Source organism: Providencia sp. PROV080 (genome assembly GCF_033688105.1).
Lineage (GTDB): Bacteria > Pseudomonadota > Gammaproteobacteria > Enterobacterales > Enterobacteriaceae > Providencia > Providencia zhejiangensis.
In genome coordinates, this window is sequence record NZ_CP096346.1 from 2,242,566 (window position 1) to 2,262,730 (window position 20,165).

Sequence of the window (20,165 nt, forward strand, 5' to 3'; positions counted from 1 at the left end):
AAGGTCATACGTATGAGCGCCTTCTAGGAACAAGTCATAGGCTATTTCAATGATTTCATCCTCATCGATAAGTTGTACAGTTAGTGGCTTAATCATGACAGTTCCTAAAGTTAAATAAATTACAATAACGGGCTAAAGAAGTAGCATAAACGTTCAACAACGCGATTCCAGAATGGTCGTTGTTCCCATTCCTCGATTTCGAGTCGTGTAGAACGGGCGATATAATCATACTGTACCATCGTTAGGTCGCTACCAAAGTTTTTATCGTCGATCACAACGGTGATTTCAAAATTCAGCCATAAACTCCGCATATCCAAGTTGACCGAGCCTACGAGGCTAAGCTCTCCATCAACTAGAACACTTTTCGTGTGCAAGAGTCCATCTTCAAATTGATAAATTTTGACGCCGGCTTCTAACAACTCAGAATAAAACGAACGGCTTGCCCAACGAACAAGAAACGAGTCATTTTGCCTTGGCATCACAATACTGACATCGACTCCACGCATTGCTGCGGTGCAAATAGCGTGTAATAAATCATCACTAGGAACGAAATAAGGCGTAGTCATTATGAGCTGTTTACGAGCGGAGAAAATCGCCGTCATTAATGATTGTTGAATCAACTCGTCAGGGAAACCTGGACCAGAAGCAATCATTTGCGTGGTATGACCGTTAGCTTGTTCAAATGGCATAATATTGGTGTCTGGTGGCGGTGGCAAAATACGTTGTCCCGTCTCCATTTCCCAATCAAACGCATAAACAATACCTAACGTGGTACTGACAGGGCCTTCCATACGTACCAAAATATCGACCCATTCACCCACACCAGCATCCTGCTTGAAATAGCGTGGGTCAACCATATTCATACTTCCGGTATAAGAGATATAGTTATCGATCACCACAATTTTACGGTGTTGACGTAAATCCATGCGGCGCAAGAAAAAACGCATTAGATTTACTTTTAATGATTCAACAAATTCAATTCCAGCAGCCCGCATTTTGGCGGGGTAATCGCTACGGAAAAAATGCCAACTACCCGCAGAGTCCACCATAATGCGGCATCTTACACCACGTTTAGCCGCGTTGAGTAAGGCTTCGGTAACGCCATCGACTAATCCACCGGGTTGCCAGATATAAAATACCATTTCAATAGAATGCTGTGCATTGTTGATATCGTTGACGATAGATTTAAGGGATTCTTCACAAGTAGTCAGGAGCTGAATGCGATTCCCTTTAACGCCAGCAATACCTTGGCGTTTTTCACACAACTGAAAAAGTGGCTCGGCGACAGGGCTATTTTCAGTGGCAAAAATATGTTTTGAATGACGCAAGTTTTCAAGCCAAGTCGCGACAGATGGCCACATTTGCTGTGCTTTATCAACACGCCGTTTCCCCAAATGGAGCTCGCCGAATGCAATATAGGCGATAATACCGACTAATGGCAGAATATAGATAATTAATAACCATGTCATCGCTGAGGTGACAGGGCGTCGTTTCACAAGAATTCGAACGGTAATTGCTGCAATTATTAACCAATATAAGAAAAACAATAACCAGCTCAATAGCGTATACACGGTTGCCATAATCGATTACATGCCTCACAAAATAGGAGAGTGTAAAAATAGTCAAAAAATGAAATAGACCTTATAAAATAAAAACTGATGTTAATCCTAATAGAATTTAGCAAAAAGTCATCTTAAAAGCTTTGCTAAATCTTATAGATTAATAATGAAAAAACAATTTATTCTCTTGATAGTTATCTTTTGATATCAAATTCATGCAGAGTTGAAATATTTTACCAATTTTAAGGTTATTCTTGGCTAGCGCGACTAAAGGTCTATAATATTTTACCAATTTCACTCGTAGTTAAATTCAGTAATCAAAAGGATAAAAAAATGAGACGTAGTAGGCATGAAGTGGGTCGCTGGCGGATGTTAAGACAATCCTTAAGACGCCGTCGACGCTGGCTTGAAGGGCATTCAAGGCGCAATATGCATATCTACTCAATCAGAAAATTTGATATCTATAAACGCCGCCGTTCCTTACTATTTACCCAGTGGAGTGAGTAAAAAGAGTAGGGCTCAGTCTCACAATTTTCACTTTGAATGACAAACCTTATTGAATATGATTGCTATTTGCATTTAAACTATCGATCATATTCTTTAGGTTGAAAGTCGTAGGGTAGAAAATTCGTATGCGTTGGATCCGTTGGCCTCTTATTATTATCATTTCGTTGTCTATTCATGCAGGGCTTGCTATGGCATGGATTTTCAATCAGCCGAAGACAGCAACCGTGGTGGAGCCTATGACGATAGCCATGGTTGCATTTGAGTCGGATGAACCCGCGGTCGAGCCTGCCGCCGCTCAACCGGAACCAACACCACAACCTGAACCTGAACCTGAGCCAGAACCAGAACCTATTGTTGAACCTGAACCCGTTGTTGAACCGGCTATCGCATTAGAAAAGAAACCTGAAGTTAAGAAAAAGCCAAAGCCTAAAAAAGAAGAAAAACGTGAAGTTAAGAAAGAGGCGAAGCCAGTTGAAAAACAGCTAGCAAACAACGATTTAAAACCGCTATCTAACTTGAATGCCGCGGCGCCTAAATCAACGGCGAATGTCACTGCAAACAACAAAGGGGCAACGAGCTCTCAATCTACCAGTCAACGTGGACCTAAAGCTATCCGTAAACAGGCTCCTTCTTACCCAGAACGTGCTCGCCGTTTAGGTAAAGATGGTTACGTTAAGGTTCGCTATGACATTGATGCTGATGGGCGTGTTACCAATATTGAGTTTGTAGAAGCAACGCCAAAAGGTTTATTTGAACGTGACGTAAAACGCGCGATGAATCGTTGGACATTCGAAAAATTGCCTGCAAAAGGTTATGTGACGGAAATATATTTCAAAATTGATGGCACAGTAAGCCAAGTGTAAAGCCGTTTTGTTAAACGATAGAGAAAATAAAACGCCCCCATAAACGACTAAATAGGTTTTGGGGGCATTATTGATTGGTCAGATACTCGAATTGATATGCAAAGTTACTCAGTGCTCTCTAACTGAAAATATTGTTTTTCCTGAGGTAGTTGACGAGGCGAATTATCATCATTAACAGCCACATAGGTGAAGACGGCATCTGTTGCTCGATAACGATGACCCACTGGCTCTGTCGCCACTTTTTTTACCCATACTTCAATATTAATGGTAATGGAGCTTTTACCTGTTTTTAAACAACGCGCATAGCAGCAAACCACATCACCAACGGCGACAGGTTTTTGAAATTTAATGCCATTTACGGCAACAGTGACAACGCGCCCAAGTGCAATTTCTTTTGCTAAAATTGCACCGCCAATATCCATTTGAGACATTAACCAGCCACCAAAAATATCACCATTTGCATTTGTATCTGCTGGCATGGCTAAAGTACGTAAGACTAATTCCCCGTTTGGTAATTGCATATCAAACTCTTTATCAAAATATAGAAATATTTAAACCCATTCTCATCATAAACTAGAATGAGCGTATCCGTCACGATGAATCATGAACTGATACGCTTATTGCTGTTAAAAGCGTCAAAAGATAACTGGAATGTGTTATCAATAGCTTTTTATAAGGCAATAAAAGCAAATAAATAGACTAAAAATATGCAAAGAAACTGCAAGAAGTGTTTTTTATATTTCATATTGAGACTTGACTGTCTACAATGGCAAAATATTTGCTAAAGTTGGGTCGTAAACTCTAGGGAGATAATATGAGATTGATATTGGCAATTTTATTACCTTGGTTACAGTTTTTTACTATCGGTCGCCCATTCGCAGGCATTATTTGCCTCATTCTACAAATTACGTTAATTGGTTGGCTTCCTGCCGCCATTTGGTCAGTGTATGCCTTATCCCAATACAATACAGATAAGAAAATAGATCAGGCTCTCGGAAGAGGTCGTTAAAAATAAAAAAACCTGCAAATGCAGGTTTTCTTTTTTCTTATTCGTAATCGCGTAACTAATCTATTACTTTTCTTGTTCGATGGGTTCTTTCGACATGTTTTTGTAAATATAAATAACACTGAGGACAGTAAAAATTAACGTTCCCGCGGTTAAACCAAACACTTTAAAATTCATCCAAGTATCCAGCGATAACCAAAACGCGATATAGATATTTAATGCCGCACAGACAATAAAGAAAATAGCCCATGCGCTATTTAATTTAACCCAATGACTATCTTGTAACTTAATTTCTTGATTACTACCTAACATACGCTGAATTAATGGTTTTTTAGTGAACCATTGGCTAATCAGTAATGCCAAAGCAAATAATGCATAAATAATGGTTACTTTCCATTTGATAAAGGCGTCACTGTGGAAAATCAAGGTGAGGGAAGCAAACACCATCACCAGTATACAAGTGATTTTTGCGACTTTTTCGACGTGTTTATAAATCAGGTATGTTGCGAGTAATGCTAAAGGGGTTGCTACCAGTAACGCACCGCTGGCATAAAAAATATCATAACTTTTATAGACAATAAAAAATATCACCAAAGGGATAAAATCAATAAGTTGTTTCATAACAGTGAGTACCACAGCCTCGCATAAAGATAATGGGGTAGTTTAACCGATTTTTAGATGAGTTGTTAAGAATTTGCTTCTTTTTACCAATAAACACGCTTTGTTACCAATCATATTTGCATTATTTTACGGTTATTTGAGATAAGTGATAGATAATCTTTGATACTTCAGATATATATAGTATCTATAATAATTTAACTCATTAATTTTTAGAGAGTTTTCTGACAATGATAAAGGCGCGACTGTTTGTCTGGATGCCCGGCTTAGAAACGTTATTTCATTATCGTTTTGCTGACTTAGGTCCTGATGTTAAAGCGGGTTTATCGGTTGCAGCAGTCGCTTTGCCTGTCGCAATTGCTTATGCTGAACTGATGGGAATTAATGCCATTATCGGTTTATATGCATGCATTTTCCCAATGATTTTTTATGCATTATTTGGCACATCAAAACAATTGATTATCGGCCCCGATGCTGCAACTTGTGCGGTGATTGCCGCTGCGGTTAGCCCTTTGGCGATGGGGGATGAAGCAACGCGATGGCAATTGATTATTGTTATGAGTCTCATGACGGGAATGTGGTGTTTGATTGCGGCTCGGTTTAGGTTAGGCACGTTTGCTGATTTTTTATCGCGACCAATTTTACAAGGGCTGTTAAATGGTGTTGCTATTACTATTATTGTCAGCCAAATCGGTAAAGTTTTTGGTATCGTCGATTTGCCGAGTGGTTTTATTGAGCGCTTAGTCGCTTTTCCAACCGCATTATTGGCTACCCATATTCCCACTTTGTTGATGTCAGTTATGACATTCATCATTATCATTACAATAAAAAAAATACGTAGCATGTGGCCATCATTATTGATTGCGATGATCTTTGCTACATTCGTCAGTTATGTTCTCGACATTGAAAAATATGGAATTAGTGTGGTGGGGGATTTGGGGGAAGGGCTTCCTTTCATTCCTATGCCGCAATTTAACCCAGGATTGATGCGTGATTTAATTACCCCTTCTTTAAACTTGGCTGTCATAAGCTTTGTGAGTTTTATGATGACAGCGAGAAGTTTCGCCAGTAAAAATGGCTATAGCATCGACGCTGATCAAGAATTACGCGCTTTAGGTATGGCCAATATTGCGTCAGCATTCTCTCAAGGATTTGCGGTTAGTGCGGCCAGTAGTCGTACCGCGGTAAATGATATGATGGGGGGGAAAACTCAGCTGGTCTCGATTGTTGCTGCTGTCGCGATTGCAATGGTGCTGCTTTTTTCTGTCGATTTATTGGAATATATACCGATGCCTGCATTGGGTGTGGTGTTAATTGTTTCGACGTGGTCATTGCTCAGTATTCGTAATATAGGGTCGATGCGCAAACGCAATAAGCAAGCCTTTACTCTGAGTATCTTTACACTCGGTGCGGTATTAGTTGCTGGGCTGATAAATGGTGTTGGCTTAGCGGTTTTGCTTGGATTATTGCAGTTTATTCGCGTTATTTTCCGTCCAACAGACCAACTGTTAGGGGTTGATGACCAAGGGATGCTACATTCAATTTCTAAAGATAATGGCGTTCAACCTGTTGAAGGTGTGTTGATCTACCGGTTTAACTCACCATTGACCTATTTTAACGTTAATTATTTTAAAGAACGTTTAAATAAACATTTGGATAATCAGCCCAAACGTCCAGCATGGGTGATCGTTGATGCCGCTGTTAGCTTCACTCATAACGATGTAAGCGTTTTTTCTGCGTTAAATGATATCGTGACGGCGTTAAAAGCAAAAGGGGTAACACTGGTACTGGCGGGGCGTAGAACATCAATCAACAGCTGGTTGGAGAAGAATAAAATTAATCGTTCAGACGATGACCTGTTGGTTGTACCTGATATCTATTTTGCTATTCGTCTGATCCAAAGTAAGCAACAGAAGCAGCTAAAAGAGCTGGAATCACCCGATCCCGAATAACGCCGAGATATTGATTAGCGTTAATGATGCTAGGCTATAAAATCAAACGGCACCTTAATGAGAGAACATTTAAGGTGCCGTTGAGCGTCATTTTTAATCAGTAATGATTACTTTTGAGTGATCAGCATATATAACCGATAAAAATACAACAACGCGAAAGCAGCAATGATGTTGTTGATGAAAAAGGACAACCCATTAGCAACGATGTGATTGAGTTGGAGTTTGTTAATTAATATGCTGACGAGCATTTGCGATGCCATCCAAATCAGAACCATCGGTAATACCACTCGCCAGTTGGCATAGGCCATTTTCCAACTTTTCCCCATTGCGCTAAAGGGATTAACATTTTCACTCATGAGTACCGCGGGGGCTAATGAGAAGCCAATAGCCAGCACTATCCCTGGGATCAGCATAATAGTGATGCCGAGTTGCACCAGCAAAGAGCAGACAACTAACAGCAAAAACATAGAAGGCGCTTTAGGTAAAGATGCTGATAACGCTTGAGTTGCGGTGATGTCTTCGCCACGGGATAACCCCGCAATATAGGATAAAACACCGCAAATCAAGATTAGGCTACCAAAGGTAACCGATAGGATAAGACCAAAAGAAACGCGTAAGATACTGCTTTTATCTTCTTCCGAAAGGTCTTGTACCCAATTTTGTAAGCCTGAATTTCCTGAATCAATTAATTGTGCCTGTGCATTATACAAAACGGCAAGCATATGGGCATTTGGTACCATTATTGCGTAAATCACAACACTGACAACCGTTGCTAACAGCACAATTGTGAATAGGCCACCCAACTGATTCTTGAAAAAATTCACACTATCATTGATGAGTGAGTTGGCCGAAATGGACATGTAACTGCTCCTATCTACAAAAACGGGACAAAATTTTAGGTGATTGTAACCGAGTATCTAACGTATAGGTAGAGAAAGTTCAGATAAGACGAGGGGTGAGCAAAAAAGGATAAATGCGGATTGTTATTTCATGAAGGACTATTGTTATCTTAAATAGATCTAACTCTGCATAAGATGCATTTAAAATATAACTTATATCTTTTGAATAAAATAACAAAAGCGAGGGATCAATTCTTATTTTAAACGTATACCTGACAAAAATTGATTTAAATCAAAATTAAAAAATTTATAAATGAAATAATAAATTCAACGTAGTCAGATTAGGTCATTTTTATTAAAAGATGTGATCTTGATTTGAACATTAAATAAAATTAAACGGTATATTTTATACCAAAATAAAAACACAGGAATGGGATTAATAATGAAAAAACTCACTGCGCTTGTCTTAGCTGCTGCAACTCTTGCACCAGCAGCTTCATTTGCTCATGAAGCTGGCGATTTTATTTTCCGTGCGGGTACTGCAACTGTTCGTCCAAATGCAGGATCTGAAGATGTATTAAATCTTGGTCACTTTAATGCGAATAATAATACTCAATTAGGTCTGACATTCAGCTACATGGTGACAGATAATATTGGTGTGGAATTATTAGCTGCGACACCATTTGAGCATAAAGTTAGTTTAGGTGAATTAGGTAATATTGCGACAGTCCATCATTTACCACCAACATTAATGGCGCAATATTATTTTGGTAGCAAAGAAGATAAATTACGCCCATACCTAGGTGCGGGTCTTAACTATACCTTCTTCTTTGATGAGAAATTCAATTCAGGTGCTAAACAGCTTGGTTTGAGCGACCTAGACCTATCAAGCTCATGGGGCTTTGCTGCACAAGCAGGTATGGACTACATGCTAACGGATAACTGGATGTTGAACGCTTCAGTTTGGTGGATGGATATCGACACTGACGTTAAATTCAAATTCCAAGGTGAGCAACATAAAATTGATACTCGCTTAGACCCATTTGTATTTATGTTTGGTGCGGGTTACCGTTTCTAATCAATTTGTATTGAAGACCTTAGATAATAGGTAAAAAATTAACTCTAATGGATGAGAGTGTCATCGTAAATCCGAGAATCTATATTCTCGGATTTTTTTATTAAGAAATAATATATCCGAAAAATAATCGCTGAGTTTTTATAAATTATCTGTCAGGAAATAATAAAGCCACATCTTTTAACAATAATTAAACATGCGCGTAACTCATTGCGTTATAATAAATGGCAGTGATCATTTTATTGAGATATATAAAATTAATTTAGGCTATCAATATCAGCCCAAATTGAGCTGATATTGATAAAATTGACAGGTAACCGTTTAGCGGATTTTCATTGAATCAATCACAGACTGAACGCCTTTGACCTTTTTCGTTGTTTCAATCGCTTTATTAGCGTCAGCTCTTGAATCAACAAAACCACTTAATTGCACTCGGCCTTTAAAGGTTTCAACACTAATTTGTGTTGATTTTAAATCCTTCTCAGCCAGTAGCGCTGATTTTACTTTAGTTGTAATGACGGTATCATCAATATAACCACCGGTACCTTCAGATTTGTCTGTTGGTGCGCAGGCCGCGAGTGTGAAAGCCATAAAGATAGCGACAAATAATGCACTAACGGATTTGAATAATTTCATCCTTTTATCTCCTAACGTTTCAAACTACAAAATACGTTGATTGTTAAGTCATCCAGCAAAAATTTATCAGAGACTATAGATCATGGTGTATCACTGATAATTTTAGTATCAGTAGAAAGCGAAAAAAATTCAACTTAAAGAAGAAAATAGTGGGTATAAAATAGATAGGGTAGACAGATTGCCATATAAGATATGGGCAATCTGTCGTTATGGTTACAGGTTATTTTTGTGTAGCTGCTTTCATTTTTCTCACAAATTGAGTTAATTCAGCTAGCATGATATCTGGGCGTTGCAGATTATTCTCAATAATTTTCACAACAGCAGAACCTGAAATCGCTCCCGCAGCGCCATTGGCAATAGCTTCACTGACTTGTGCTGGTTCAGAGATACCAAACCCTTGTAGAGCAGGGGCTGCCTGATATTGGCTTAATTGACTAATGAGGTTAGTCAATGGTATTTCAGCACGTTTTTCTGTCCCAGTGACACCAGCACGGGATAATAGATACGTATAACCTTCGCTATACTCCCCAATTTGCTTAATTAATGCTTCATCAGCATTGGGTGGGCAGATGAAAATGGGGGCAATACCGTGAGCAATTGCAGATTGACGAAATGGTGTTGATTCTCGCATAGGTACATCTGCAACTAATACAGAATCTACGCCAGCTTGCTGGCAACGCGAATAAAAATGATCAATGCCATTACTGAACACTAAATTAGCATAAACTAATAAGCCAATTGGCATGCCAGGATGTGTTTGTCTAATACGAGCTAAAAGTTCAAAACATAGCGTTGGTGTAATATCACTTTTAAATGCCCTTAAGTTGGCATTTTGAATGGTAGGCCCATCAGCAAGTGGATCCGAAAATGGAATACCAATTTCTAAGGCATCTGCGCCACCAGCAATTAAAGCATCAATGATTTTCAGCGAAAGTTCAGCGTCAGGATCACCTAATGTGACGAATGGAACGAATGCACCTTGGTTTACACTGCTCAAACGCTTAAAAAGTTGTGTATAGCGTTCCATTAGATTTCTCCCTTGCTTTTTAAAATATCGTGTACTGTAAAAATATCTTTATCGCCACGGCCCGATAGATTAACGATCAACAATTGCTCTTTATTTGGCTCTTGTTCAGCCAGCTTCAAGGCATAAGCGAGCGCATGAGATGATTCTAGCGCGGGGATGATCCCTTCTTTGCGAGATAACAGTTTAAAAGCCGTTAAGGCTTCATCGTCAGTAATAGAGACATAATCTGCTCGGCCAATACTATTCAAATGCGCATGCTGAGGGCCGACAGAAGGGAAATCCAGTCCTGCTGAAATTGAGTAAGACTCTTCGATTTGTCCTTCGTCAGTTTGCATCATGGGGGATTTCATTCCAAAGTAGATCCCAACACGGCCATGTTTAAGTGGGGCACCATGTTGACCGGTTTCTATCCCCAATCCGGCAGGTTCCACACCGATTAAACGGACATTTTCTTCTGGAATAAATGAAGCAAATAGACCAATCGCATTTGAACCACCGCCAATACAGGCGATGACGGCATCGGGTAAACGGCCTTCTTTTTCCAAAATTTGTTGTTTCGCTTCATCACCAATCATGCGTTGGAAATCGCGTACAATTGTTGGATATGGGTGTGGACCCGCTGCCGTTCCCAACAGATAATGCGCTTTGTCATAACTGCCAGACCAGTCTCTAAGCGCTTCATTACACGCATCTTTTAATGTCGCTGAACCACTGTGTACAGGAATGACTTCTGCGCCCATTAATTTCATGCGAAAGACGTTAGGTGATTGGCGTTCTACATCTTTTGCACCCATATAAATACGGCATTTCATATTAAGTAATGCGCAAGCGAGTGCTGTCGCTACACCATGCTGACCCGCGCCTGTTTCAGCGATAATCTCGATTTTGCCCATTCTTTTAGCTAATAACGCTTGGCCTAATACTTGGTTGGTTTTATGTGCACCACCGTGTAGCAAGTCTTCACGCTTAAGGTAAAGCTTTGTTTTAGTACCGTCGGTTAAGTTTCGGCAGAGTGTGAGCGCCGTTGGTCGACCCGCATAGTTTTTGAGTAAGTCATGAAACTCTTTTATAAATTGAGGATCGTTTTGTGCGTCAATAAATGCATCTTCAAGCTGATTAAGCGCAGGGATTAAAATCTCTGGAACATATTGTCCACCAAATTCACCGAAGTAGGGGTCTAATTTACTCATTTTATTATTCATCTCTTTATGTCATGCGACTTAATTAGGGTTCAGTTTAGGGCGTTGAAGCCAAATATAATGCCAATCAATGGGGCATTAGCTGGCTAAACAACTGAAAACTTGTTTGATCTTTGTCTCGCTTTTGATACCAGGTTCAATTTCGACACCGGAGTTAAAATCAAGGCCATTGCATAATAGTGTTGCCGCTTGTCGACAATTGTCGGCGTTTAATCCGCCGGCAACCATAACGCGGAACGGACTATGACTAGGTATTTTTTCCCAATCAAAGGTGTGTCCGCTGCCACCAGCGCCATTATCGAGAACGAGTAGGTCAATGGGTTGTCCTTCAAACTGACTAAAGTCAGGTTGCGACATGTTGACCGCTTTCCAGATTTCACAATGTTTAGGTAAGATAGCGCGCAGATTTTGCACATAGTCGATATCTTCATTGCCATGCAGTTGTACCGCGGAGAGTGCGAGTTGTTCTACCATGTGGGCAATAAAATCAGTAGATTGATCACGAAATACACCGACATATTGTAGAGGTACAGTATGGACAATCTGTTTTGCTTGTGACAGTGTCACTTTTCTCGGGGAGCTTTCAGCAAAAATCAGTCCTCCGTATGTTGCGCCAGCTGTGAGGGCGGCTTTAGCATCTTGGCCTCGAGTAAGTCCACAGACTTTATGTTCACCGATTAATAATTTTTGTAATCCTTTGTCGATATCCGCTTGTTCCATCAATGCACTGCCAATTAGAAAACCATTTACGTACTGGCTTAAGGCTTGAATATGTTGATGACGGTGAATACCTGACTCACTGATGATAATCGTCTCTTTTGGTAAACGTGGTGCGAGTTGACGCGTTCGGTTTAAATCTATCGAGAGGTCACGCAAATCACGGTTGTTAATACCGACAACGTGTGCTTTTAGCTTTATGGCGCGTTGTAATTCTTCTTCATTACTGACTTCGGTTAATACACCCATATTTAATTGGTGTGCGACGTCAGCGAGTGCAGTATATTCCTCATCATTGACGACGGAGAGCATTAATAAGATAGCATCTGCCTGATAATACCGTGCAAGGTAAATTTGGTAAGGGTCGACAATGAAATCCTTACATAAAACCGGTTGTTTAACGGTATTGCTAACGATGGTCAGGTACGCCATATCACCTTGGAAGTACTTCTCATCGGTTAAGACAGAAATCGCGGAAGCATAGGGGGCATAAATGCTGGCAATCACTGCCGGATCAAAGTCTTCTCTGATTAATCCTTTTGATGGCGATGCTTTTTTACATTCAAGTATGAAAGCCGGTTTTTTTGCTGATAAGGCTTCATAGAAACTGCGGCTAGCAGGGGTGACTTGACCAATGAAGCTATCCAAAGGCTGTTTAGCTTTGCGCGCCGCTAAATACGTTAGCTTATCATTAACAATTTTTTGTAATACAGTCGCTTTCATTTTATTGGTTCCTTGACGCTAGAGCAGTAACACGATCATACGCGGCACCACTACGAATAATATTTAGAGCATGTTCGCTATTGGCCTTGAGGTCTTCAAAGCCATTAATACGCATTAGCATGGCAACATTCGCTGCAACGGCGGCTTCGTGGGCAGGTTTTCCGTGACCCTGTAACAAATTGCTCAACAAAATCCGATTTTCATCGGGCGTTCCACCTTCTAGGTCAGACAGCTGATACGGTTGCAAACCAAAATCACTGGCAGTGAGCTGATAAAAAGATAAAGTTCCTTGATTGAGTTCTGCAACTTGAGTTGTTGCATGAAGAGAGACTTCATCCATTCCTCCACTGTGTACCACAGCTGCACGTGTAAAACCAAGCATTTGTAGCGTTTTTGCTACAGGTTCAACCAATGTTTCTTGATACACACCAATTAAGGCAATAGGTGGGCGTGCAGGATTAATCAGTGGCCCCAGTACATTGAATAAAGTTCGTGTTTTTAGTTGGGTACGTACAGGCGCCGCATGGCGAAAACCACTGTGATATTGTGGGGCAAATAAGAAACACACGCCTAATTCATCTAGTGCATCACGCGCGCTTTGGGCACTTAAATCCAATGAAATACCAAAAGCAGCGAGTAAATCCGAAGAGCCTGAGCGGCTAGATACACTACGGTTGCCATGCTTAGCCACTTTAATACCCGCTTGTGCGGCAACAAAAGCACTGGCTGTAGAGATATTGATACTATTTGCACCATCACCTCCTGTACCGACAATATCGCTGAAGGGGTAATCAGGACGTGGAAAAGGTTGCGCATTTTCTAGGCAAGCCAATGCTGCACCAGCAATCTCTTCTGGTTGTTCACCACGCATTTTCATGCTGACTAATACACCGGCTAATTGCGCCTCAGTTAATTCACCGCGAATGATGGCATTAAATAATTGTTGGCTTTCTTGTTGTGTCAGCGCTTGGGCACGGAATAATTTATCGAAAATAGTTTGCATAATAGGTTCTCTCTTCCCTGGTTATAACGATGGTGTGATTGAGCAAGTTGGTGTTGAAAGAGCCCATGCCACGGTTTTTTCCAGTAAAATGGCACCTTCAGTGGTTAAAATAGATTCCGGATGAAATTGAAAACCACAAACACGGTCATGATCATTACGTACAGCCATCACCATGCCATTCGACTGTGCACAAATTGTTAATTTTTCAGGGATTTGACTACCCACTAATGAATGATAGCGAGCGACAGGAATTGGATTATCAAGTCCGCTAAACATCGCTTGTTGGTCATGTGTTGCCATAGACGATTTACCATGCAGAATTTCCCCAGCGGCAGAAACATGGCCACCATAAGCTTCGATAATCGCTTGATGACCTAAACAGATACCAATAATAGGTAACTTACCGATAACCTGTTGTAGAACGTCAGGCATACAGCCCGCATCACTGGGTTTACCCGGACCGGGAGAGAGCACGAGTAATGGCGATTCCATCTTATTGAGAACGGATAAAATATGTTCTGAACTCACCGTGTTACGATAAATAACGACTTGATGACCACCAGAGCGGAGTTGATCGACAAGGTTGTAAGTAAAAGAATCAACATTATCGAGTAATAGTATGTTAGCCATTAGAACAACTCCTCTGCTTGGTGGGCTTGGGCAATCGCGCGAATAACAGCACGAGCTTTATTACGTGTTTCATCAGCTTCACTTTGTGGTGATGAATCAAGTACTACACCACCTCCGGCTTGTACGGTAGCAATACCATTTTCGACATAAGCAGAACGGATGACGATGCAAGTATCAAAATCGCCTTTACCGGTAAAGTAACCAACCGCGCCACCATAGGAACCGCGGCGCTCTTGCTCATATTCCGCGATTAATTGCATCGCTCTGACTTTAGGCGCCCCCGTCAGTGTGCCCATGTTCATACACGCTTGATAAGCATGAAAGATATCGAGGTCATCACGTAGCGTACCGACAACTTGCGAAACAAGGTGCATGACGTATGAGTAACGATCCACTTTGGTTAAATTCGCCACATAACGGCTACCTGGGGTACAGATACGCGCGAGGTCATTACGTGCTAAGTCCACGAGCATAAAATGTTCGGCTAATTCTTTATGATCAGTTCGCATTGACAGTTCAATACGACTATCAAGGTCTAAATCAATCTTACCTGAAGCATCGCGACCGCGAGGACGCGTGCCAGCGATGGGGTAGATTTCGACCTTACGGCTACTCGCATTGTATTTCAGCGCACTTTCGGGTGAGGCTCCGAATAGCGAAAAATCATTGTCTTGCATAAAAAACATATAAGGACTCGGGTTCTGTGCTTTCAGTTTTTGATATGCGATTAATGGGTAAGGGCAAGGCATTGAAAATTTACGTGATGGTACAACTTGAAATATATCACCACGATAAATCGCTTCTTTCATCGCATTGACCACAGCACCGTATTGCTCATCACTTTTATTGGTTTTTACGCTGAATTTTTCCGCCTCACCTAATGGTAGAGGGGATAAAAATGGACGGCATGCGGCAATGATTTGGTTATGTCGTTGCGTCACCGTTTGAATATGTTCATCAATAGTTGAAAAAAGACAACTTTTTAGGCGAGCAGCCTGGTTTTGATGGTCGATCACTAAATAATGTTCAGCGACAAAGAAGCAGTAATCTGGGCAACGATTGATGTTTTTCACTTCTGGCAGCGATTCAAAACTGGCGATCAAGTCATAAGCAAATAGCCCACCGACAAATAAATTGTCACTTTGGTGTGAATTAGCCTGTGCCAGTGTTGGTAGCAAACGTAATACATCTAAGCATGATGGGCTTTTTAAACGACTGTCTTCATCGAGATCACTGCTAGGCTGCTTAAAGGAGACGGTCAAATGTTGGGCGGATAATTCACAATGTTGTGCTTTATCTGCTAAGTGTGTTGCGAGCACAGGGAGTAATTGGCAGCCATTATCGGTGAGTGCGTCGATTTCTACACGTTGACCAAACGCTCGGATGCGTAGAGCACTGTCAACAATCAGCAAGCTTTGTAAGTTTGCTTTACTATTGATTTCGGCCGATTCTAATAGCATCGTCGCCGGCGTATCCTGACACAGATGATGAAATAGCAATGTAGGGTCTTGCTGGTAGTTAATTGGGCTATCCAGAAAACTAAAATGTGGTAATGTTGTGTTTTGGTTATTCATTTTATTGCCTTTTATATTGTTTTTAGACATAAAAAAACCCGCTGATAAAGGCGGGTTTGGCACTAAGGCATATCAAATTTATGCGTGTGCGACTTCCGCCCAATTTGGGAAGTTACGCCACCAACGATTTGATAAATTAATGATAGCCATAAGTGCCTCTCTGGATAATCAAACTAATATCGGCTAGCAAGCCGTCCTGTGTACTAGTAAACTGGATCGCATTGATTGTGTCAAGCTGTTTATTATTTATATTTAGGAAAAATATCCAGAAATTGGAAAAAAGGAGAAAAACACCTCATGTCACAATTTTCGAGTCCATTAATTACTCGGTATGATTTACATTGCCATACGAATGCCTCCGATGGTGATTTATCCCCAAGTGACGTGATTGAGCGTGCGATTGATATGGGAATTGATGTGCTGTCCATCACCGATCACGATACATGTGAAGGGGTTATTGAGGCGCGTGAATACCTTGAACAAATACAACGGCCTCTAACACTCATTAATGGCGTTGAAATTTCAACGCTATGGGAAAATATTGAGATTCATATTGTTGGATTAAATTTTTCACCTACTGCACCGTCAATGGTTCAATTATTAAAGCAACAGTCTCAGCTACGTTTAGAACGCGGGATCGAAATGGGTCGGCGTTTACAAAAAGCGGGCATACCGGATGCATGGGAAAATGCATTGCAAATTGCAACAGGTGGGCAGGTGACCAGAGCGCATTTTGCACAGTATTTAGTGAAAATAGGCAAAGAAAAAAATATTAATAATGTCTTTAAACGCTATTTATCAAAAGGGAAGATAGGGTATGTTCCGGCCAAATGGTGCAGTATTGATGATGCAGTGAATGCCATTCATCAATCAGGAGGCGTTGCAGTACTCGCTCATCCATCGAAATATCAACTATCTAATAAATGGATCAAACGGTTAGTTGCCTATTTTAAGCAGTCTCAAGGGGATGCGATGGAAGTATCTCATTGCCAACAACCCGCAAACGAGAAGCAATATTTAGCGGAATTGGCTCTATTAAATGATTTAAAAACCTCTGTGGGGTCAGATTTTCATCGCCCTTGTTCATGGATAGAGTTAGGTCGTAACCTTTGGTTGCCGGATGACCAACAGGCTGTTTGGACCCTATGGAATGAGGTGAAAACAGCATAAACCGTTGATGTATAATAAATACGGTGTAAAATATACGCATTATACTTAAGTGGATTCAGGTTAAGTTGCTTATTTTCTATCGCGATAGAGAGAAAAATTTAATGGTGGAGAGGTGACGTTATTTGGCGCTTCTGGGTCATTGAATTGGCACACGATAAGCAAGTTAACTTGTTAAAAACTAACCTAATCATTCAGTGAACATATCATGACAGGTGTGTGCACTAGGGTAAATAATTAATAAAAGATAGTACCATTTTAAGGTTTTTTACCGGATGATGCTGTCAATACTAAAGATCAGAGGTCTGTATGAGTCAGTTTTTTTATATCCATCCGGATAATCCACAAGCACGGCTAATTGCGCAAAGTGTTGAAATTATAAATAAAGGTGGTGTGATTGTTTATCCGACGGATTCTGGTTATGCGATAGGTTGTCGTTTAGAGGAAAAAGATGCGCTGCAACGCATTTGCCGTATACGCCAACTGGATGCAAATCATAACTTCACCTTAATGTGTCGTGATCTTTCTGAACTCTCCAATTACGCCCATGTTGATAATACGGCATTTCGTTTAATCAAAAACAATACACCGGGTAATTACACGTTTATTCTTCGTGGCACAAAAGAGGTTCCGCGCCGTTTGATGAATGAAAAGCGTAAAACAATTGGGTTAAGAGTGCCATCAAACCCAATTGCTCGTGATTTGCTTGAAGCCGTTGGTGAACCATTAATGTCAACCAGCCTGATAATGCCAGGAGATGATTTTACGCAATCCGATCCTGAAGAAATCCGTGACGTACTGGGTAAACAGGTCGATTTAGTTATCCATGGAGGCTATATTGGCCAGAAACCAACGACGGTCATTGATTTAACTGACGATAGCCCAGTTGTTGTCCGTGTTGGCACCGGTGACCCATCTCCGTTCGAATAACGTTAAGTTCGATATATGGATTAATAATAGGGGATCTCCATAAACCTGTGTATAATGCGCAGGTTTTCCAATTCGTTATTTTTTGTCATCATTATTGACGAAAAATTATCTGACGCCTGTGAAGGCGACATTTGAGGGTTATATGAGCGCCAAACCGCAAAAAACTGAAAAGTTACAAAAAATTCTTGCCCGTTCAGGGCATGGCTCCCGCCGTGAAATCGAATCCTTTTTAAAAGAAGGGCGCATCAGTGTCGATGGTAAAATGGCCACGTTAGGTGATCGCATTGAAGTTAAATCATCGACAAAAATTAGATTAGATGGGCGTATTTTAGCGATAAAAGAAGCTGAAAAAGAGATCTGCCGTGTAATGGCTTACTATAAACCTGAAGGGGAGTTATGTACTCGTCATGACCCTGAAGGTCGCCCGACAGTCTTTACCCGTTTACCAAAACTTGTTGGTGCACGCTGGATTGCTGTTGGACGTCTTGATGTTAATACAAGTGGATTATTACTGTTTACGACTGACGGTGAGCTGGCAAACCGTTTGATGCATCCAAGTCGTGAAGTCGAACGTGAATATGCTGTGCGTGTATTTGGTGAAATTACCGATGCGAAAATACGTCAGCTAACTCAAGGTGTTCAACTTGAGGATGGTCCCGCAGCATTTAAAACAGTTTCATACCGAGGTGGTGAAGGTATGAACCAATGGTATAACGTTACTTTAACGGAAGGACGTAACCGTGAAGTGCGTCGCTTATGGGAAGCCGTTGGTGTACAAGTTAGCCGCCTGATCCGTGTAAGATATGGTGATATTGACCTACCAAAAGGCTTACCACGTGGTGGTTGGACAGAACTGGGACTGGAACAAACCAACTACTTAAGAGAGCTGGTGGAACTGGAGCCAGAAACGGAAACGAAAGTGGCGGTTGAACGTGACCAACGACGTATTAAAGCGAATCAAATCCGTCGTGCAGTTAAACGTCATTCACAAGTCGCTTCAAGACCGGCCTCTAAACGCCAATCATCTAGACCGACAGCGAAGCGCCGTACACGTATCTAACGATATTTGGATTTATTATTTCTTTAAAAAAGGTTATAGAGTTTTCTATAACCTTTTTTATTAATTCTAGTAATGTATTTGTCACAAAATGATAAAAACGTATTTGAGAATACCCGGTGTTTACGGTACTTTCATTGGCTGTAAGGATAGAATAAAAGGTTATTGTCTTCTATGATTGGTTTTCGATTAATCAAGACGTTGCTAGTCGTTAGTTTAGGCTTCAGTATTAGTGCTTGTGATGATCCCAAAACGATAACATCTGAAAGTGGGCGTTTTTATTTTACAAACGATTCATCAGAAAGTTTGATATTTTTTATCGATTACCAGCCGATCGTTATTCCACATCAAGGGGTGGGCAGTATTCTATTACGGCCAGGGCCGCATTTGATGACGACAATGTCAGGCAAAGCTGTACAATTTATTGTGTACCCAGGCAATAAAGGCGGCATTCTCAATCCCAATAAGCAAATTTATTATACATACAGTTTTGTTCATGGCACTGAAGGTATTCCTTCTATTCATCATTTAAAGAAACAATCCTTAGTCGTGAATGGTTATCTGCTAAATGGTAGAATCAATAGTAGTAATGATTATATTATTGATAATAATGTGTTTAATTGTGATTTTCACGTTGGGGAAGCGGTGCCTGAAGAGATAAACAGCTCGACAACAGTCAGCCAAGTGAAAACGAAATGTTTGACGCATAAAGAATTAGTAGACTTAATTCATCAAGAGGATGGATTGATATCACAGCTAATTGTGAAAAAAATGGTGAATCACGCCAATCAATCAGTGACTGTTCATTTTGATTACCCTCTCACTCAACCCGATTTCTCAGATGAGGCCTTGCAGCTGCATGCTCAAGAGGTGGTTAATCTGATCGATAGCTTCCGGCGTTCACTCGATCCGCAAAGAAAGCAATTTTATTACAATCAATATCATAATAAAATTTCGCATATGGCGATCATTTATAGCCAAATGGGGAGCGATAGAAGCTCATTACAAGAAAAACGCAAATATGCTGAATTTATGCAGCAAACACGCGCGATATTTGGTGCTGGTACGTTGATGTATCACTAA

At 40.7% G+C, this 20,165-nt stretch carries 18 protein-coding genes, 1 pseudogene and 1 other annotated feature; of the genes and pseudogenes, 9 read left to right on the forward strand and 10 right to left on the reverse strand.

Annotation, left to right across the window (positions count from 1 at the left end; genetic code table 11):
- Positions 1 to 119: 119 nt before the first annotated feature.
- The gene (gene cls / locus M1F03_RS09830) at positions 120 to 1,580 is read right to left on the reverse strand and encodes a cardiolipin synthase (RefSeq protein WP_154623662.1); all 1,461 of its coding nucleotides are present in this window, start codon (positions 1,578 to 1,580) and stop codon (positions 120 to 122) included.
- Positions 1,581 to 1,892: 312 nt separating this feature from the next.
- On the opposite strand from cls, the gene M1F03_RS09835 reads away from it, so the two are divergent.
- Positions 1,893 to 2,066, forward strand: coding sequence for a YciY family protein (locus tag M1F03_RS09835; RefSeq protein WP_154624651.1), 174 nt, complete (start codon positions 1,893 to 1,895; stop codon positions 2,064 to 2,066).
- A gap of 125 nt (positions 2,067 to 2,191) precedes the next feature.
- A complete protein-coding gene (locus M1F03_RS09840; RefSeq protein ID WP_154624650.1) occupies positions 2,192 to 2,929 on the forward strand; it encodes a TonB family protein in 738 nt (245 codons plus the stop codon).
- A 104-nt stretch (positions 2,930 to 3,033) separates the two neighbouring features.
- On the opposite strand, the gene yciA is transcribed toward M1F03_RS09840, so the two are convergent.
- Positions 3,034 to 3,450 carry an acyl-CoA thioester hydrolase YciA gene (gene yciA, locus M1F03_RS09845; protein ID WP_154624649.1) on the reverse strand — a complete coding sequence of 139 codons (417 nt, stop codon included), beginning with the start codon at positions 3,448 to 3,450 and terminating at the stop codon, positions 3,034 to 3,036.
- A 293-nt stretch (positions 3,451 to 3,743) separates the two neighbouring features.
- On the opposite strand from yciA, the gene M1F03_RS09850 reads away from it, so the two are divergent.
- Positions 3,744 to 3,938: a YqaE/Pmp3 family membrane protein gene (locus tag M1F03_RS09850; RefSeq protein ID WP_154624648.1), complete on the forward strand. Its 195-nt coding sequence runs from the start codon at positions 3,744 to 3,746 to the stop codon at positions 3,936 to 3,938.
- A gap of 63 nt (positions 3,939 to 4,001) precedes the next feature.
- On the opposite strand, the gene M1F03_RS09855 is transcribed toward M1F03_RS09850, so the two are convergent.
- Positions 4,002 to 4,556, reverse strand: coding sequence for a septation protein A (locus M1F03_RS09855; protein ID WP_163861549.1), 555 nt, complete (start codon positions 4,554 to 4,556; stop codon positions 4,002 to 4,004).
- Between the two features lie 227 nt (positions 4,557 to 4,783).
- Here M1F03_RS09855 and M1F03_RS09860 point away from each other — a divergent pair, with 227 nt between their 5' ends.
- Positions 4,784 to 6,505 carry a SulP family inorganic anion transporter gene (locus M1F03_RS09860; RefSeq protein ID WP_154624647.1) on the forward strand — a complete coding sequence of 574 codons (1,722 nt, stop codon included), beginning with the start codon at positions 4,784 to 4,786 and terminating at the stop codon, positions 6,503 to 6,505.
- A gap of 107 nt (positions 6,506 to 6,612) precedes the next feature.
- Here M1F03_RS09860 and M1F03_RS09865 read toward each other — a convergent pair whose 3' ends face one another.
- Positions 6,613 to 7,365, reverse strand: a complete 753-nt coding sequence (locus M1F03_RS09865) for a YciC family protein (RefSeq protein WP_154624646.1) — start codon at positions 7,363 to 7,365, stop codon at positions 6,613 to 6,615.
- Between the two features lie 421 nt (positions 7,366 to 7,786).
- On the opposite strand from M1F03_RS09865, the gene ompW reads away from it, so the two are divergent.
- Entirely contained in the window at positions 7,787 to 8,422 is a 636-nt protein-coding gene (gene ompW / locus M1F03_RS09870) for an outer membrane protein OmpW (RefSeq protein ID WP_154635701.1), read from the forward strand.
- A gap of 318 nt (positions 8,423 to 8,740) precedes the next feature.
- On the opposite strand, the gene M1F03_RS09875 is transcribed toward ompW, so the two are convergent.
- The 6 genes and pseudogenes from M1F03_RS09875 to M1F03_RS09900 form a co-directional block, all read right to left on the reverse strand.
- The gene (locus tag M1F03_RS09875; protein ID WP_154624934.1) at positions 8,741 to 9,055 is read right to left on the reverse strand and encodes a BON domain-containing protein; all 315 of its coding nucleotides are present in this window, start codon (positions 9,053 to 9,055) and stop codon (positions 8,741 to 8,743) included.
- 220 nt (positions 9,056 to 9,275) lie between these two features.
- On the reverse strand, positions 9,276 to 10,082 hold the full coding sequence (gene trpA / locus M1F03_RS09880; protein ID WP_251464106.1) for a tryptophan synthase subunit alpha: 807 nt from the start codon (positions 10,080 to 10,082) through the stop codon (positions 9,276 to 9,278).
- Complete coding sequence (gene trpB, locus M1F03_RS09885) at positions 10,082 to 11,272, reverse strand: tryptophan synthase subunit beta (RefSeq protein WP_318839917.1); 1,191 nt, start codon at positions 11,270 to 11,272, stop codon at positions 10,082 to 10,084. Before trpB ends, trpA begins: the two co-directional genes overlap by 1 nt.
- Before the next feature lie 87 nt (positions 11,273 to 11,359).
- Entirely contained in the window at positions 11,360 to 12,721 is a 1,362-nt protein-coding gene (gene trpCF, locus M1F03_RS09890; RefSeq protein WP_251464108.1) for a bifunctional indole-3-glycerol-phosphate synthase TrpC/phosphoribosylanthranilate isomerase TrpF, read from the reverse strand.
- 1 nt (position 12,722) lies between these two features.
- Positions 12,723 to 14,354 (reverse strand): annotated as a pseudogene (gene trpD / locus M1F03_RS09895) (bifunctional anthranilate synthase glutamate amidotransferase component TrpG/anthranilate phosphoribosyltransferase TrpD).
- Positions 14,354 to 15,928, reverse strand: a complete 1,575-nt coding sequence (locus tag M1F03_RS09900) for an anthranilate synthase component 1 (protein ID WP_272578061.1) — start codon at positions 15,926 to 15,928, stop codon at positions 14,354 to 14,356. The pseudogene trpD and the gene M1F03_RS09900 overlap by 1 nt, the downstream one beginning before the upstream one ends.
- 28 nt (positions 15,929 to 15,956) lie before the next feature.
- Positions 15,957 to 16,057, reverse strand: a sequence feature (Trp leader region).
- 168 nt (positions 16,058 to 16,225) lie between these two features.
- Between M1F03_RS09900 and rnm the strand changes: the two genes are divergently transcribed.
- The 4 genes from rnm to M1F03_RS09920 all read left to right on the forward strand — a co-directional run bounded on the left by rnm (position 16,226) and on the right by M1F03_RS09920 (position 20,165).
- The gene (gene rnm / locus M1F03_RS09905) at positions 16,226 to 17,098 is read left to right on the forward strand and encodes an RNase RNM (RefSeq protein ID WP_251464110.1); all 873 of its coding nucleotides are present in this window, start codon (positions 16,226 to 16,228) and stop codon (positions 17,096 to 17,098) included.
- Between the two features lie 306 nt (positions 17,099 to 17,404).
- Positions 17,405 to 18,025, forward strand: a complete 621-nt coding sequence (locus M1F03_RS09910) for an L-threonylcarbamoyladenylate synthase (RefSeq protein WP_154624941.1) — start codon at positions 17,405 to 17,407, stop codon at positions 18,023 to 18,025.
- 142 nt (positions 18,026 to 18,167) lie between these two features.
- Positions 18,168 to 19,085 (forward strand): 23S rRNA pseudouridine(2605) synthase RluB, encoded by a 918-nt coding sequence (gene rluB / locus M1F03_RS09915; RefSeq protein ID WP_154624942.1) that lies wholly within the window; start codon positions 18,168 to 18,170, stop codon positions 19,083 to 19,085.
- Between the two features lie 171 nt (positions 19,086 to 19,256).
- A complete protein-coding gene (locus M1F03_RS09920; RefSeq protein WP_154624943.1) occupies positions 19,257 to 20,165 on the forward strand; it encodes a hypothetical protein in 909 nt (302 codons plus the stop codon).

Excerpts from the sequence above, each read along its gene's own strand:
- cls (WP_154623662.1), bottom strand. The coding sequence starts at position 1,580 with ATGGCAACCGTGTATACGCTATTGAGCTGGTTATTGTTTTTCTTATAT.
- M1F03_RS09835 (WP_154624651.1), top strand. The coding sequence starts at position 1,893 with ATGAGACGTAGTAGGCATGAAGTGGGTCGCTGGCGGATGTTAAGACAA.
- M1F03_RS09840 (WP_154624650.1), top strand. The coding sequence starts at position 2,192 with ATGCGTTGGATCCGTTGGCCTCTTATTATTATCATTTCGTTGTCTATT.
- yciA (WP_154624649.1), bottom strand. The coding sequence starts at position 3,450 with ATGCAATTACCAAACGGGGAATTAGTCTTACGTACTTTAGCCATGCCA.
- M1F03_RS09850 (WP_154624648.1), top strand. The coding sequence starts at position 3,744 with ATGAGATTGATATTGGCAATTTTATTACCTTGGTTACAGTTTTTTACT.
- M1F03_RS09855 (WP_163861549.1), bottom strand. The coding sequence starts at position 4,556 with ATGAAACAACTTATTGATTTTATCCCTTTGGTGATATTTTTTATTGTC.
- M1F03_RS09860 (WP_154624647.1), top strand. The coding sequence starts at position 4,784 with ATGATAAAGGCGCGACTGTTTGTCTGGATGCCCGGCTTAGAAACGTTA.
- M1F03_RS09865 (WP_154624646.1), bottom strand. The coding sequence starts at position 7,365 with ATGTCCATTTCGGCCAACTCACTCATCAATGATAGTGTGAATTTTTTC.
- ompW (WP_154635701.1), top strand. The coding sequence starts at position 7,787 with ATGAAAAAACTCACTGCGCTTGTCTTAGCTGCTGCAACTCTTGCACCA.
- M1F03_RS09875 (WP_154624934.1), bottom strand. The coding sequence starts at position 9,055 with ATGAAATTATTCAAATCCGTTAGTGCATTATTTGTCGCTATCTTTATG.
- trpA (WP_251464106.1), bottom strand. The coding sequence starts at position 10,082 with ATGGAACGCTATACACAACTTTTTAAGCGTTTGAGCAGTGTAAACCAA.
- trpB (WP_318839917.1), bottom strand. The coding sequence starts at position 11,272 with ATGAGTAAATTAGACCCCTACTTCGGTGAATTTGGTGGACAATATGTT.
- trpCF (WP_251464108.1), bottom strand. The coding sequence starts at position 12,721 with ATGAAAGCGACTGTATTACAAAAAATTGTTAATGATAAGCTAACGTAT.
- M1F03_RS09900 (WP_272578061.1), bottom strand. The coding sequence starts at position 15,928 with ATGAATAACCAAAACACAACATTACCACATTTTAGTTTTCTGGATAGC.
- rnm (WP_251464110.1), top strand. The coding sequence starts at position 16,226 with ATGTCACAATTTTCGAGTCCATTAATTACTCGGTATGATTTACATTGC.
- M1F03_RS09910 (WP_154624941.1), top strand. The coding sequence starts at position 17,405 with ATGAGTCAGTTTTTTTATATCCATCCGGATAATCCACAAGCACGGCTA.
- rluB (WP_154624942.1), top strand. The coding sequence starts at position 18,168 with ATGAGCGCCAAACCGCAAAAAACTGAAAAGTTACAAAAAATTCTTGCC.
- M1F03_RS09920 (WP_154624943.1), top strand. The coding sequence starts at position 19,257 with ATGATTGGTTTTCGATTAATCAAGACGTTGCTAGTCGTTAGTTTAGGC.